The sequence below is a fragment of the Enterococcus sp. DIV0712 genome (genome assembly GCF_050554855.1).
GTDB classification, from domain to species: domain Bacteria; phylum Bacillota; class Bacilli; order Lactobacillales; family Enterococcaceae; genus Enterococcus; species Enterococcus faecalis.
On record NZ_CP187333.1, the window covers coordinates 972293 to 988009 of the forward strand.

Sequence of the window (15717 nt, forward strand, 5' to 3'; positions counted from 1 at the left end):
AAAAGAACAACCTAACTCAAGAGGAGTTAGGTTGTTCTTTTTTTCTCTTTTTAATTTGTTTCTTTGACAGCGTTACGGACGCTTTCGGCGACGACTTTTGCGACTCCTTCTTGGAATGGATCGGGAATAATATTGGTCGGCGTGAGTTCGTTATCGGGAATCAATTTTGCAATACCTTTGGCAGCGGCAATTTGCATTTCAATCGTAATCTTTTTCGCCCGAGCATCTAAGGCACCGCGGAAGATACCAGGGAAGGCCAACACATTATTAATTTGATTCGGAAAGTCACTACGACCAGTTCCGACAATATAAGCGCCTGCCGCTAAAGCTTCATCAGGAAAAATTTCAGGAACTGGGTTAGCCATTGCAAAAATAACTGGCTGCTCATTCATCTGTTGAATCCACTCAGGTTTTAAAACACCTGGTGCCGAAACACCAACAAAGACATCAGCGCCTTCAAGAGCAGTAGCTAAATCACCGGTACGGTGTTCCCGATTGGTTAGCTTCGCAATTTCTGCGTGGTGTGGTGGCAGAGCTGTATCTGTTTCGCTCAGAATCCCTGCACGGTCAACAATGATAATATGTTTTACGCCAGCAGCTAAAAATTTTCTTGTGATCGAAAGACCAGCGGAGCCACCGCCGTTGATTACCACATGAATGTCCTCTATTTTCTTGTTGATTAATTTTAAGCTGTTGTACAAAGCCGCTAGAACAACAATCGCTGTCCCGTGTTGATCATCATGGAAAACGGGAATATCTAGTTCATCGATTAAACGCTGTTCAATTTCAAAACAACGAGGAGCGCTGATATCTTCCAAGTTAATCCCCCCAAAGGTTGGAGCCAAAAATTTCACCGTTTGAATAATTTCTTCGGTATCTTGTGTATCTAAAACAAGGGGAATCGAATCCACACCAGCAAAGCGTTTAAACAATGCAGCTTTTCCTTCCATGACAGGCATCGCTGCTTCAGGACCAATGTTACCTAAACCTAAAACTGCTGAACCATCACTAATAACGGCGACGGTGTTTTTCTTTGTCGTTAATTCGTAAGCGCGTTCTTTTTTTTCATGTATGGCAGAAGAAACAGCCGCAACACCTGGTGTGTAGGCAATTCCTAAATCTGCTTTTGTTTCAATCGGAACTTTAGGGCAGACTTCTAATTTCCCCCCAAATTTTTTTGCTTGCTCAATCGCTAATTCTTTTACATCTTTTGTTGACATATCATTTTCCTCCTAAATAATTCACTTATAGTTAAAAAAGCATTCTAAAAATAGCAGTCATTGTTATTACTGTAATGGCACCGCCTAAACGTGTCGCAACTTGTGCAAACGGCATTAAGTTCATTCGATTGGCTGTACTTAAAATAGCCACATCGCCAGTCCCACCCATACCACTTTGGCAAGCGGAGACAATGGCAGCCTCAACGGGATTCATATTCATGAAGCGTGAAACGAAAAATCCTGTAGCAATAACAGTGAAAACGACACTAATTACCACAACAAAATATTGCCAGCTAAGCATTCCTACGACATCTTTTAAAGGAATATATAACATACCTAAGCCGACCATTAACGGGAACGTAAAATTGCCAGAGATAAATTTATAAAGCTGTTTTGATCCGCGTTGGGTTTCTTTCGGTACTACGTTTAAGTATTTTAAAAAGGCTGCGACAACAATCATCAAAACAGGACCAGGAAAGCCTGTTAAGTGTTGCAATAAACCGCCTGTAATAAATAAGGTACATGCAATTAAAACACCAGCGCCCATTAATTTTACATCAATTGGTGCTTTGTCTTCTTCTAAAGCATCACTTAAATCATCTGAATTGGTAATTTTAATCAACTGACCTTGTCCAGAAAGTTCAGGGCGTTTTTCTCCTAAACGACTAAGTAAACCTGAACACATGATAGCAAAAAAATTACCAATAATGGTTGCGGGAATTAATTGCCCCACTAATTGTTCACTTGGCAACCCAGTAATGGCACTATAACCAAGGGATAAAGGAAGAATACCTTCACCGATTCCACCAGCTAAAACAGGAGTGACGATATAGAAAAGGCTATGTTTCCAACCGAGACCTAACAGTGTTCCAACAAGGGTCCCAACGCCCATTGCTAAAATCATTCCTAATGCCATCGGGACAATCATGCGCATTAAACCTTGGACTAAAATTTTGCGGTTCATTCCAAGGATACTTCCACAAACTAAACAAGCAATATAGAAATAGAGAAAGTTTGCTTGTTTCATTAAAATATCTGTTGAGTCTAAGACATTTTGGTTGAGTGAATTGAAAAAGACCATAATTGATGGTACTAATAAAGATAAAATTGCGGGACCGCCAAAATGTTTCAAAATAGGAATATTTCCACCAATTGTTCCAAGTAACCAACCCATTGTTAAAATTACGGCAAAACCACCTAACATATTGACTGGTAGTTGTTCTAATAGAGCCGTAACAAGAATAATGCTAGCTGTTACAAGATAAACAGGTAACGTAACCGAACCAATCCTCGTTTTGGTTAATTTGTTGCGCCAATCTGTTTCATTAGCAGCTGTTGCGTGCAATTTCTTTTCCATGCTATTTCCTCCTATAACTTTAATCTATATTCATCATAATGTAAACGTTTTCTCTGGAGTAGATTATTTAATTAATTTAACTAAAGAAAAGTTTTTTAACCAAATCTTCCTATGCTATACTTTATTTGAAGAGAAAAGAGGGATGGAATGAAGCGTGGCGGGAAATTATGGTGCTTCTTATCAGTGATTTTTATTGCAACATTAATTATTATGATTACTTTCTTTTACGGAGTAACGACGGTCCAAACAATTAAAGAAGTTCGTAAAAACCAAGAGCAAGCACTTTTAGCCGTCGGGGAACAGTTGGCTATTGAACCGAATGTTATTGAAGCCTTAAAGAATGATCACTATTCAGATGAATTGGAAGCGTATACGGTTCGTTTAGGTGAAATCCATCAGTTGGATTTTATCGTGATTATGAATATGCAGGGGATTCGTTTAACACATCCTGATCGCCAAAAAATAGGTAAGCATTTTGAAGGTGGCGATGAAGTGCGAGCATTAAAAGGGGAGGAACATTTGTCTGTTAGTCAAGGAAGTTTAGGAGAATCATTACGAGGTTTTGTCCCAGTCTATGATCAAGGAAAACAAATTGGGGTTGTGGCAATGGGCATTAAAATGACCTCGCTTTCACAATTGATTGAACGAACAAAAAATGATTACACAGTGAGTGTCCTTTTAAGTATTGGTTTTGGCTTTATATTAGCCATCGTAGTTTCTTATTATTTAAAAAAACAACTTCACGATTTAGAGCCAAGAGAAATTGCTCGTTTATTAGAAGAGCGAAACGCCATGCTTGAGGAAACGAAAGACGCAATCCTTGTGATTGATACCGATCAAAATATTTTATTAGCAAATATTGAGGCGACTAAAATGTATCATAATATAACAAATAGTGAAGAAAATTTACTAGGAAAGAAACTTTCAGCATTGGTTTTATCTCCTGAAAAATTAGTCGTACATTCAAAAACAGAGCAATTCTATCGTCAAAATGGCCAGGATTATTTCGTCTCAATCGCCCCGATTAATGTCCGTAAAAAAACAATTGGGCATGTTATCTTTCTGAAAAATGCGACGGAAACGTTTATTGTCGCAGAGCAGCTTGTCAGCACAACAACATATGCTTCGGCATTACAAAGTCAATCACACGAATTTATGAATAAGATGCATGTCATTTATGGCTTAGTCGATTTAGAAGATTATGAGGCGCTAAAACATTATCTAGCCGATTTATTGAAACCAGAAAAGGAATTTGCACAGCGCTTAGCTATTTTGGTCAGAAATCCTATTCTAGCAGGTTTTTTAAGTGGGGAAAGAATCAAGTTTGCAGAAATTAAAACACAATTAGCTATTGAAATTTATCCAGAAATTCCACCAAATAAACGAGATGAAGATACGCAAAATTTGATTGCTATCTACCGTTATATTCATCGTTTCCTGATGGAGCAAACGTTGCCAGAAGAGATCATTGAAACCATTGATTATCAGCCAGGAAGTTTGACGACGACTTATTCGTTTGCTTATCCAAAAGAACAACTGGAACGCTTTGAGCAAGAGTTTTTCACTTCTTATTTGGCAAGATTATTAGAGAATGCGGAAGCGACATTGACTTGGGAAAACCAACAAAACAATTGGCTTGTCCTTCGCATAAATGTTCATTACGAAGGAGCAGAGGAAAATGAACCTATTGATTATTGAAGACGATCCTATGGTTGCATATATACATCAAAAATATCTTGAAAAATTAATTCACCAACCGACTATTTTTACGGTTGCAACAATTGCTGAAGGTCTACAACTAACGAAAGAAAAACAACCAGCACTTGTTTTATTAGATGTTCATTTAAAAGATGGCAATGGCTTGACCTATCTGGCAACAATTAGAGATGAAAAAATTGATACAGAAGTTATCCTGATTACGGCTGCCAATGAGTTGGAAAACGTTAAACGAAGCTTACATTTAGGCGTTTTAGACTATTTAGTTAAACCCTTTTCTTTTGAGCGATTTCAACAAAGTATCGAAAACTATCAGAAAAAAGCTGCTCAATTCACGCTGGAAACGAAGGAGCTTTCGCAAACAAAAGTGGACCAATTGTTTCATTCTTCACAGACAAACGCACGTAAAAATGAACAAGATCTTCAAAACCTGTCCTTAGAAAAAGGACTAACACAAGCAACATTACAATTATTGTTAAAAAAAATAGACGAATTTACCGACTATTTTACGATTCAAGAATTATCAGAAGCGAGTCAGCTTTCACATGTTTCTGTTCGTAAATATGTGTTGTTTCTAGAAAAAAATAACCTTTTAGAAAGTAAAAATAGCTATTTAAAAGTGGGGCGTCCCTATCAATCGTATCGGAGAATTTAGTATTTTTTATTTTTTAGTAAATTAAAAAGTAATTGAAAAGTGGCGAAATACAGAGGATACTCCTTTTTATTCTCATTTAAAGAACTTAATTGAGAATGGAAAAGAGGATATTATTTGTTATTTTTTGAGAATATATGATATTCTTTATTATGTAAGAAATAATATTATATGGGAGGAACGAGCGATGAAAGTTATTGTTTTAGGATCATCACATGGAGGTTATGAAGCGGTAGAGGAATTACTAAATCTTCATCCTGATGCAGAAATTCAATGGTATGAGAAAGGTGATTTTATCTCATTCTTGTCTTGTGGCATGCAGTTGTACCTAGAAGGAAAAGTGAAAGATGTTAATTCTGTTCGCTATATGACTGGCGAAAAAATGGAGAGTCGTGGTGTGAATGTCTTTTCTAATACTGAAATTACAGCGATTCAACCAAAAGAACATCAAGTGACAGTGAAAGATTTAGTGTCAGGTGAAGAACGTGTTGAAAATTATGATAAATTAATCATCAGTCCCGGAGCTGTCCCATTTGAATTAGATATTCCAGGTAAAGATTTGGATAATATTTACTTGATGCGTGGTCGTCAATGGGCCATTAAATTAAAACAAAAAACAGTAGATCCAGAAGTCAATAATGTGGTTGTGATTGGTAGTGGTTATATTGGGATTGAAGCTGCCGAAGCATTTGCAAAAGCCGGCAAAAAGGTTACTGTTATTGACATTTTAGATCGTCCATTAGGGGTATATCTAGATAAAGAATTTACAGATGTTTTAACAGAAGAGATGGAAGCTAATAATATTACCATTGCAACTGGTGAAACAGTTGAACGTTACGAAGGCGACGGTCGTGTGCAAAAAGTCGTTACAGATAAAAATGCGTACGATGCTGATTTGGTCGTTGTAGCGGTTGGTGTCCGTCCAAACACTTCTTGGTTAAAAGGTACCTTAGAATTACATCCGAATGGCCTAATCAAGACGGATGAATACATGCGGACAAGTGAGCCGGATGTATTTGCAGTAGGGGATGCTACGTTAATTAAATACAATCCTGCAGACACAGAAGTAAATATTGCCTTAGCAACGAATGCTCGTAAACAAGGTCGCTTTGCTGTGAAAAACCTAGAGGAACCAGTTAAACCTTTCCCTGGTGTTCAAGGATCTTCTGGCTTGGCCGTCTTTGATTATAAATTTGCTTCAACAGGGATTAACGAAGTCATGGCTCAAAAATTAGGAAAAGAAACAAAAGCGGTGACAGTAGTAGAAGACTACTTGATGGACTTTAATCCAGACAAACAAAAAGCTTGGTTTAAATTAGTGTATGATCCTGAAACAACACAAATTTTAGGCGCTCAATTAATGTCAAAAGCAGATTTAACTGCAAACATTAATGCTATTTCATTAGCGATTCAAGCCAAAATGACGATTGAAGACTTAGCCTATGCGGATTTCTTCTTCCAACCAGCGTTTGACAAACCTTGGAATATTATTAATACAGCGGCTTTAGAAGCGGTGAAACAAGAACGTTAATAGAAGAGAAAATAAAACCCATGAGTATTTATAGTACTCGTGGGTTTTATTTTTATTTTGTATTCAATTGATTTTTCAACTCTTGTTGGACACGAGTTAATTCTTGTTCATCCACACGTTGATAGGAAACACCATCTTGCATAAAACCAGTACCTTGAAGTTGGTCTTGTTTCACTTTACCAAAGGCACTGCGATAATCTAAGGCAATTTTTTTCATGTCATCAAAACTTAAATCTGTCTTCATATTATCAGAAACAGCTGTTAAAATTTCTTGATAGTTGCTCACGCTATTAAGACTTAAGACTTTTTGGACGATGCCTTCAATCACTTTTCTTTGACGTTCTTGGCGGCCGTAGTCACCATTAGGATCTTCGTAACGCATTCTTGAATAGGAGAGTGCTTGTTCACCATCCAATGAAATTTTACCAATCGTAAAATCATACCCGTCTTGAGAAAAAGTCAGATTATTGTTCACTTCGATTCCGCCAACCGCGTTGACTAATTCTTTTAAACCAGCCATATTAATTGAAACATAATGATTAATAGGTATATTTAAATAGTTTTCAACTGTATCCATTGCTAAAGATGCGCCACCAAAAGCATAGGCGTGATTCAATTTATCTTGTTTTCCTTGACCTGGAATATCAACATAGGTATCGCGAGCAAGACTGACTAAGGTTGTTTGCTTGTCACGAGGATTAACTGTTGCAACAATTGTTGTATCCGAACGACCTTGCTCGACACGCCCATCATCGCCTGTATCAATCCCTAATAATAAAACAGAAAAAGGCTCCTTATTGTTTAAATTGACCTGACTTTTTTTAGATCGTTCTACTGTTTCATAGGTTTTATCCATTGATTTAGAAACATCCCAATAAAGTTTTGCTCCCATTCCAACAACTGCAAGAAATAGAACCAAGATAATTCCAAAGATAATGGCAAAAATTTTCTTCCCTTTTGACATATTTTTCCTCCAATAATTTATCACAGGTTGTGATTTTTTTCTTATAGGTTAATCTTACTAATTTTTAGTGAAGAAGTATATAATAATTGTTGAAAGACTATAAAACTTTAAGGTATTTTGCATTATTTTTGCTTAATCTTTTGAAATATCTCAATTCTATTAAAATATGCGAATTAGTATATTACACGTTTTCAAGGTGTTTCATTGTTGATTAATTAGAATTTTAGTGGTATTTTTGTATTTGTAATTAGTACAGATTTTAATCGGAGGTATAACAGTGAGTAAAAAAGGATCAGATATCATAGTAGAAAGTTTAATCAATCACGAAGTGCCCTATATTTTTGGGATTCCCGGTGCAAAAATTGATGGGGTTTTTGATGCATTAGTTGACAAAGGTCCAGAATTAATTTTAGCTCGACATGAACAAAATGCAGCCTTTATGGCACAAGGGATTGGTCGTTTGACGGGAGAGCCTGGCTTAGTTATTGCAACTAGTGGACCTGGTGCCAGCAATTTAGCAACTGGGTTAGTAACTGCGACTGCAGAAGGGGACCCTGTTTTAGCATTGGCTGGACAGGTGAAACGGTCCGATTTGTCAAAATTAACTCACCAAAGCATGAATAATGCTGCATTATTTAGTCCAATAACAAAATTCAGTACAGAAATTCAAGATCCAGAAACATTATCTGAAAATATTGCCAATGCTTACCGTATCGCCAAAACAGCGAAAAAAGGCGCAACATTCTTATCGATCCCACAAGATGTCACAGATAGTCCGGTGACAGGCGAAGCAATTAAGCCTTTGTCGGCTCCGAAACTGGGCCATGCATCAGCAGAAACAATCGCAGCTTTAGCTGAACGAATCAAGCAAGCGAAATTACCTGTTTTACTTTTAGGAATGCGGGCCTCTGCACGAAAAGTTACCGCAGCCATTCGTGAATTGGTTGCTATAACTGGTTTGCCAGTCGTGGAAACGTTCCAAGGAGCAGGAATTATTTCAAAAGAATTAGAAGAACATTTCTTTGGGCGTGTTGGTTTATTTCGAAACCAACCTGGGGATCGTTTGTTAAAAAGAAGTGATTTAGTGATTGCGATTGGTTATGACCCCATTGAATATGAGGCACGTAATTGGAATGCAGAAAAAGATGCGCGCGTTATTGTCATTGATGAAGTTCAAATGGAAATTGATCAATATATGCAACCGGAAGAAGAGCTAATTGGTGATATGTCTAAAAATATTTTGAAATTATCAGAAGCATTTAGTGAACCAATATTAACAGAAGATGCGCAAGATTATTTAGAAACGCTTCAAGAAAAATTAACGATTAAAGAAGTAAAAACAAGTACAATTGAAAATCGATTACATCCATTAGAAATTGTTCAAACGCTTCAAGAAAAAACCACGAATGAAATGACAGTTACTGTTGATGTAGGGAGCCATTACATTTGGATGGCTCGCCACTTTAGAAGTTATGAACCGCGTCATTTATTATTTAGTAACGGTATGCAAACATTAGGTGTCGCTTTGCCTTGGGCAATCTCGGCTGCGCTGGTTCGTCCAAATACACAAATTATCTCTGTTTCTGGGGATGGCGGTTTCCTATTTTCAGCGCAAGAATTAGAAACAGCGGTTCGGTTAAAGCAAAATATCGTGCATATTATTTGGAATGATGGTAGTTATGATATGGTTAAATTCCAAGAAGAAATGAAATATAATCGATCCTCTGGCGTAGATTTTGGTCCAGTTGATTTTGTGAAATATGCTGAAGCTTTTGGAGCCAAAGGGGTTCGAGTACATTCACAAGCAGAATTTGCCGCAGCTTTAGAAGAAGGAATGCAAACAGAAGGCCCAGTGATTATTGATGTTCCTGTGGATTATTCAGATAATCAAGAATTAGGTAAAACATTGTTACCAGATCAACTTTATTAGGAGATGGAAAAATGAGCGAACAATATGTTTATCAACATGGTACGCTAGGCGGTTTAATGGAAAGTTTGATGGCAGGAACGGCAGAAATTGGTACGTTACTCACGCAAGGTGATTTTGGAATTGGGACATTAGAAGGATCAAATGGCGAAATTATTTTATTGGACGGTACATTGTATCATGCAAATCAAACTGGCGAAATTACTATTCTAGAAGGCGAAGAATTAACGCCATATGCCGCAGTTACTCGTTTTCAAGAAGATGGCGCATTCCCTGTATCAACGGAAACCGATGAAAATATTAAAGCACAAATTTTAGAAAAAATTAGTCCTAATTTTTTTGCGGCAATTAAAATTAGCGGTCTTTTTGCGAAGATGCATGTCCGTGTGGCACCTAAACAAGAAAAACCGTATCCACCATTTGTAGAAGCAGCACGCAATCAACCTGAATTTACAGCGGATAATATTCAGGGAACAGTTGTAGGGTTCTTTACACCTAAATTATTTCATGGTGCTTCTGCTGCAGGATTTCATTTGCACTTTATCAGTGAGGATCACCAATTTGGTGGGCACATTCTTGATTTTGGCATTAAACAAGGGACTGTTTCGTGGATGGAAACAGCAGAATTGCGACAGCATTTTCCAGTTCATGATGCTGATTATCGGAATAAAGAAATTGATATTGCAAAAGCTTTGTCCGCAATTGAAGAAGCGGAATAACTGAATAACAAGGCACATTTCTCCACGCCCATTCAAGTTGACCTAGTTAGTCAACTTGAATGGGCTTATTGCTGTTCGTCGCTTTTTGTTGTTATTTTTCAAAAAAAAATAGTATCCTTTTTATAATAAGCAAATAACAATTGGAAAGGATGGCGTAATGGACACACTTTATAGAAGTTGGCAATTGTCTGGTTGGCTCTATCATGATATTTTTGTTATCATTGTAGCAATTATTTTTATAGTAATTAGTGGTATTTTGGTTATTTCCTTAATAAGAAGGCGGAGTACAAGGAGACTAGTTCCCTATGCGTTAATTTTGTTGGTTTATCTTGCAGTGGTACATTTTGCTGGTTTAATCTTTTTCGGAATGTTTCGTTCAGTAACGATTGAAGAGAAAAGTGCGACGTTTTATTCTGAAAAAACGAAAGGCTTAACTTCTATAGAGCGAATGATTATTCCGAATGGACGAACGAATGGCATTAGCACCAGTAACTCATTGTTCCAAGTGATTTCTGTTAATAGTCAGACGGGCGAACGAATGTGGAGTAAACGTTTAGGCTGGCGTGATTATTTAATTGGTCAAACAGATCAATATGTGGTTTTGAATAATGCTGATAACGAGGCCATTTACTTACTAGATACAAAAACAGGGAAAAAACAGTTTTCTGAAGCAGATTTAGTGAAGAAATTCCCTGAATTAGAAGACTATTTAAGCTCTGATTTCGTTGATTATCGTTTTATGGATAATCGCTATCTCTATATTTATGGATTAAACAATCGATATTATCAATTAGATTTGAAAAATTGGCAGTTAAAACAAGACCCAACTTTCAAAGAAGTCTTTCAAACACAAGAAGCACCTAAATGGACGGTAGATTCAAATGAGAGTCAAATTGGTCAAGTGCTGTCATCGGAAGAGCGTACAACAGTGCAAGGAAAACTAGAAGAGCAACTAATAGCACCAGTTTTACTAGGCAAGAAAGATGAAGCAAATTATTATGTTCTGTCATACAAGAAAAGACAAAGTAATCAAGCGATAGTTGGCTTATACAATTGGCAGAAAAAAACATACGAGTGGCAAACACCGTTGCTTTTAACTAAAGAAAATGTACCTATTGAAGCTTTTCAAGTAGAGGATGCGTTATTCATTAAAGTCCCGCGTTATTTATACAAAATTAACCTGAATAATGGTAATCAAGAGTATCAGTTTGATTACCGTTGGGGCCAAGTGATTCGTTAAACGAAAAGTGGTAAAGCATGCTTAGACAAATAGAAGGAGCAAATAGTCCTTATGATATAAAAAAACGCTTAGAAGAGTAGTGATTCCGCTAGTTTTCTAAGCGTTTTTTTTATTTTATGCAGGTCCAGAGATTAAATTCCAGATAATCGAACCTGTATATGCGCCAGGAAATAATTGTGAAACAGGGGTTTGGATTGCAAGAGAAATATCGGTCATGCGGCCGCTCCACATTCCTTGTCCTTTTCTATCACCAGCGTTACTCATTAAAGTCGCACCGTTACCGATAATAATTGGGTTGGTCGGGAAGTCGGGTGCAGCAGGATCTTCTGAAAAATCCAGTCCATACATTGTATTTGTCATAAAGAAACGCCTTAACGTTTTGTCATAGCGAGCATAGCCGCCTGTTAATTGAAACGTAATGATGCCTAGTAAAGAATGAGCTTCGTTTCGCATGTGTGGGATTTCAGCAGTGACATGCCAACCAGTTAAGGCTCCGCGAACATCCCCCATCCCGAAGTGTCTCATTGTATGAGTATTGCCTTCAGAAGGTCGTATAGGAACTGCCGTTAAATCACCAGAAATCGCTTGGGTTTCAAAAGTAAATTCTTTCGGAATAAAGAGCAAGTCAAAACTAGTGTTAGGATTTTCTAAATCAGGATCAATGGCATCGTCAACCGATTCATCACCAGGCAGCCCTCCAATTTCTAGTTCAACTGAAACGGGCGTTTTTCCAGAACGGGTGGCAAAAGAAACCGATGGGTCAAAACTAAAGAGACTGAATACTAGCAACAAGGCTGCAAGTGATTGATAAGTGAGTAGATTTTTTTGCTTCAAGAAAGTTCCTCCTTTAGGTGCTGATAATATAAGTATACGCAAAAGGAGCTGTTTTTATTTATCAGTAATTTACAGGGAATTCGAAAATATTGAGACAAATAGTGTTTAATATTAGTAGAGAAAGATGAGTCGACAATTTTTACTTGTTGATTCTGTCTTTTTTGAGCACAATTCGTTATATCAAGCATGCTAAAATATAAAAGAAATCATCAAGTATCACTAATCAAAATGGAGAGGAGGAGAAAACTTTGAGTAAGTGTTTCGGGTTGTTGATGATTTTATTTGTATTATCTGGCTGTTCAGGAAGTAGGAATTCGCAACAGGAAGTCGTTATAGAAAAGTCTGCTAATAATGACAAAGCAAGACAATTTGTTGATCAAAAAAATCCGCATTTAGGAACGCAATTAGAAGCAGAATCTTATACTAAACAGGAAGCGATTGAATTTTTACAAAATGGTTTAGGGATACCAACGAATGACTCGGCGTTTCACTATACGTTTAAGCAGTCAAATAAAGGAAGTTATGTTGTTCAAATTATATCTGAAAAGAATAGTGTCTCAAAAGAGAATGAATTGTTCGGATATTATCAGGTGTATCAAGATGGTATTATAGTGAAAATGATGGAAAAGGATCAAACGTTCCAAGAAAATTAAGTGATAAATAAAAAAGTTGACAAAAAACACAAACAGTTTTGTTTGTGTTTTTTTGTTTAATGTTCGTGTTTTATTTTTTAATAACCTTTTTCGAAAAAATATACGAACGTTCGGGTTTAAAAACGAACAAAAAGATGAAAATGTGTTGAAATATACGTTTTCCTTGCGTATACTGATGAAGTGAAAAAACGAACGAGGAGTGTACGAATGAACAAGAAAGTTCCTTATTTAATTGTGGCACCGGGGCTAGTACTATTATTATTTTTCTTAATGATTCCATTAATTACTAGCATTTTGCCAACCATTTTTACTGATCATGGCTTGACACTAAATCAGTATGTTACTTTTTTTAAAGATGACTATAATGTTTCAATTTTCTGGCGAACGATAAGAGTTTCGTTAATTGTGACGGGTATTTCAATCGTGTTGGGCATTCCAACGGCATACTTTATTGCTGGAGTTTCCAAAAAATGGCGTGGGTTTTTAATGGCTATGACCTTGTTTCCACTATTAACCAATTCAGTTATTCGAAGTTTTGCTTGGATTAACATTTTAGGAAAAAACGGTGTAGTGAATACGTTGTTATTAAAAACAGGCTTAATTGAGCAACCGCTGAATTTATTGTATACAGAATTTGCAATTATTATCGGTTCAGTGTATTTATTTTTACCAACAATGATTATGACCTTAGTTGGGGTTATGGAAAACATTGAAGGAGAAATGCTAGAAGCGGCTGAGACGCTAGGCGCCAATCCAATGACGGCTTTTCGGAAAATTGTTTTACCTTTATCAATTCCAGGCACCATTGTAGGAAGTATATTAGTGTTTACAGGAACTTTAACGGCTTATACGACGCCACAGCTGTTAGGTGGTAACCAAAAAATGATGATGTCGACCTTCTTATATCAAAAGGCTAATACTTTAGGTGATTGGCAATCGGCGAGTGTTCTTGCATTTATTATGATTTTAACGACATTAATTGTGATGAAAGGCCTAGACATGGTCGCTAAGAAAGTAGATCGGAGAGAAGCAAATCATGCGTAAGCAAAAAGGACTATCTGTTATTGCAATTCTAGTTTTTCTGTTTTTATTTTTACCATTATGTTTGATTGTGGTGACTTCTTTTGGAACAGCCGCAGCGATTCAATTTCCGATTAAAGGATTTACTTTAGATTGGTACGCCAAAGCCTTACAATCGGAAACGTTTATGGACAGTTTTAAGTTAAGCTTGTTGATTGGGGTATTAGCGACTGTTTTAGCATTAATAGTAGGGATTCCGGCTTCCTATGCGCTGGCACGTTATTCCGTTCGTGGGCGCAACTTTATTAAAAGCTTTTTCTTATCCCCAACTGTGATTCCAGGAATTGTGGTCGGGTATACGTTATTTCAATATATTGTTATTAAATTAGGTTTGCCTGTCTTTCAAGGATTATTAATGGGGCATTTTTTAATTAGTTTGCCTTATATTATTCGAGTGGTTGGGTCAAGTATGGAACAACTAGATTATTCAATGGAAGAAGTAGCTTGGACATTAGGTTGTACAAGATTGCGAGCTTTCATTCAAATTGTTTTACCCAATGTGTCTTCAGGAATTTTTGCAGCCTTTATGTTAGCATTTGTCAATTCGTTTAACAATGTTCCTGTATCGATGTTTTTATCAGGTCCCGGTGTGACGATGTTGCCTACTTCTTTATTAAGTTATATGGAATACAATTATGATCCAACTGTTTCAGCAATTTCTGTATTGTTGATGCTACTAACAATGGGCTTAATGTTTTTAATTGAAAAAACGTTGGGACTAGCTTCCATTGCCTAAAACATGGAAGAAGCACGAGATAGAAAGAGGAGAAAATTTTGACTTTTGTGGATTTAAAAGATATTCGCGTCAGCTATGACGGAAAACAAGATATTTTAAAAGATTTAAATATTTCAATGGAAAAAGGAGAGTTAGTTTCTTTATTAGGACCGAGTGGTTGTGGTAAAACGACTACGCTAAGAGTGATTGCTGGATTAATTAAGCCAAACGACGGACAGTTTTTCGTTGACCAAGAAGAACTAACAAAGGTTCCTGTCCATAAAAGAAACTTCGGGATGGTTTTTCAAAGCTATGCGTTATTTCCCCATTTAACGATTGCAGAAAATGTCGCTTTTGGGCTGAAATTACGCAAAGAAAATAAACAAACCATGAACCAAAAAGTCACAGAAATGCTAAAAGTATGTGGTTTAGAAAGCTTGGGCGACCGTTATCCAAAACAATTATCTGGTGGTCAAAGACAGCGGGTTGCGCTAGCACGTGCTCTGATTATTGAACCTAAACTATTACTACTAGATGAACCGTTGAGTAATTTAGATGCAAAATTGCGAGTGGCAATGCGGATTGAAATCAAACGGATTCAACAACAATTAGGCATTACGACAGTTTTTGTCACACATGACCAAGAAGAATGTTTTTCTATTTCAGATAAAGTGGCCATTATGAATAATGGCGTGATTGAACAATATGATTCACCAGAAACGATTTATCGTTTGCCTCGTACTAAGTTTGTCGCTGAATTTATCGGTTTTGAAAACTTTTTCTCTGTCGAAAAAATGGAAGCCGGTCATTATCGGACACAAACAAATCAAATAGTGAAAACGACTAATCCTGAACCAAATGTTACAACGACGGTGGCAACGATTCGTCCAGAGGACATTGAGATTGTTTCAGAAGCTGCTACTAATACTGTCGCAGGTACTGTCGCTGTCCGAACATTTTTAGGGAAAAGCTATCAATATGAAGTGGAAACAGCGTTAGGTACATTGCTGGTTAATGGAACAAGTGAACAGTTATATGAAACAAACGAAACCATTCACTTGGCTTTTCCAGCTGAGAAATTAGTTATTTTAGAAAAATAAAAACCATTT

The 15717-nt window shown here is 36.8% G+C and carries 14 protein-coding genes; 10 read left to right on the forward strand and 4 right to left on the reverse strand.

Annotated elements, in window-relative coordinates:
- Nucleotides 1-50: 50 nt before the first annotated feature.
- Nucleotides 51-1220: an NAD(P)-dependent malic enzyme gene (locus IGL42_RS04760; RefSeq protein WP_002360544.1), complete on the reverse strand. Its 1170-nt coding sequence runs from the start codon at nucleotides 1218-1220 to the stop codon at nucleotides 51-53.
- Nucleotides 1221-1251: 31 nt separating this feature from the next.
- Nucleotides 1252-2577 carry a 2-hydroxycarboxylate transporter family protein gene (locus IGL42_RS04765; RefSeq protein WP_010710461.1) on the reverse strand — a complete coding sequence of 442 codons (1326 nt, stop codon included), beginning with the start codon at nucleotides 2575-2577 and terminating at the stop codon, nucleotides 1252-1254.
- 147 nt (nucleotides 2578-2724) lie between these two features.
- On the opposite strand from IGL42_RS04765, the gene IGL42_RS04770 reads away from it, so the two are divergent.
- From IGL42_RS04770 to IGL42_RS04780, 3 genes are all read left to right on the forward strand, one after another.
- The gene (locus IGL42_RS04770; RefSeq protein WP_010710460.1) at nucleotides 2725-4275 is read left to right on the forward strand and encodes a Spo0B domain-containing protein; all 1551 of its coding nucleotides are present in this window, start codon (nucleotides 2725-2727) and stop codon (nucleotides 4273-4275) included.
- Nucleotides 4256-4948: a response regulator gene (locus tag IGL42_RS04775; protein ID WP_002410754.1), complete on the forward strand. Its 693-nt coding sequence runs from the start codon at nucleotides 4256-4258 to the stop codon at nucleotides 4946-4948. The genes IGL42_RS04770 and IGL42_RS04775 overlap by 20 nt, the downstream gene beginning before the upstream one ends.
- Before the next feature lie 184 nt (nucleotides 4949-5132).
- Complete coding sequence (locus IGL42_RS04780; RefSeq protein ID WP_010711218.1) at nucleotides 5133-6476, forward strand: NADH peroxidase; 1344 nt, start codon at nucleotides 5133-5135, stop codon at nucleotides 6474-6476.
- A 52-nt stretch (nucleotides 6477-6528) separates the two neighbouring features.
- On the opposite strand, the gene IGL42_RS04785 is transcribed toward IGL42_RS04780, so the two are convergent.
- Complete coding sequence (locus tag IGL42_RS04785) at nucleotides 6529-7440, reverse strand: LCP family protein (protein WP_002385983.1); 912 nt, start codon at nucleotides 7438-7440, stop codon at nucleotides 6529-6531.
- A gap of 277 nt (nucleotides 7441-7717) precedes the next feature.
- Between IGL42_RS04785 and alsS the strand changes: the two genes are divergently transcribed.
- The 3 genes from alsS to IGL42_RS04800 all read left to right on the forward strand — a co-directional run bounded on the left by alsS (nucleotide 7718) and on the right by IGL42_RS04800 (nucleotide 11326).
- A complete protein-coding gene (alsS, locus tag IGL42_RS04790) occupies nucleotides 7718-9370 on the forward strand; it encodes an acetolactate synthase AlsS (protein ID WP_002357923.1) in 1653 nt (550 codons plus the stop codon).
- A gap of 11 nt (nucleotides 9371-9381) precedes the next feature.
- A complete protein-coding gene (gene budA, locus IGL42_RS04795; RefSeq protein ID WP_010710458.1) occupies nucleotides 9382-10086 on the forward strand; it encodes an acetolactate decarboxylase in 705 nt (234 codons plus the stop codon).
- A gap of 157 nt (nucleotides 10087-10243) precedes the next feature.
- Entirely contained in the window at nucleotides 10244-11326 is a 1083-nt protein-coding gene (locus tag IGL42_RS04800; RefSeq protein WP_010710457.1) for a PA2928 family protein, read from the forward strand.
- A gap of 114 nt (nucleotides 11327-11440) precedes the next feature.
- Here the strand turns inward: IGL42_RS04800 and IGL42_RS04805 are convergent, their stop codons facing one another.
- Nucleotides 11441-12202: a WxL domain-containing protein gene (locus IGL42_RS04805; protein ID WP_002380188.1), complete on the reverse strand. Its 762-nt coding sequence runs from the start codon at nucleotides 12200-12202 to the stop codon at nucleotides 11441-11443.
- 230 nt (nucleotides 12203-12432) lie between these two features.
- Here IGL42_RS04805 and IGL42_RS04810 point away from each other — a divergent pair, with 230 nt between their 5' ends.
- From IGL42_RS04810 to IGL42_RS04825, 4 genes are all read left to right on the forward strand, one after another.
- On the forward strand, nucleotides 12433-12813 hold the full coding sequence (locus IGL42_RS04810; RefSeq protein ID WP_002392180.1) for a hypothetical protein: 381 nt from the start codon (nucleotides 12433-12435) through the stop codon (nucleotides 12811-12813).
- A 207-nt stretch (nucleotides 12814-13020) separates the two neighbouring features.
- Nucleotides 13021-13857, forward strand: coding sequence for an ABC transporter permease (locus tag IGL42_RS04815; protein ID WP_002382189.1), 837 nt, complete (start codon nucleotides 13021-13023; stop codon nucleotides 13855-13857).
- Nucleotides 13850-14629: an ABC transporter permease gene (locus tag IGL42_RS04820; RefSeq protein ID WP_002357916.1), complete on the forward strand. Its 780-nt coding sequence runs from the start codon at nucleotides 13850-13852 to the stop codon at nucleotides 14627-14629. The genes IGL42_RS04815 and IGL42_RS04820 overlap by 8 nt, the downstream gene beginning before the upstream one ends.
- Before the next feature lie 38 nt (nucleotides 14630-14667).
- A complete protein-coding gene (locus IGL42_RS04825; protein ID WP_002419164.1) occupies nucleotides 14668-15708 on the forward strand; it encodes an ABC transporter ATP-binding protein in 1041 nt (346 codons plus the stop codon).
- Nucleotides 15709-15717: the final 9 nt, after the last annotated feature.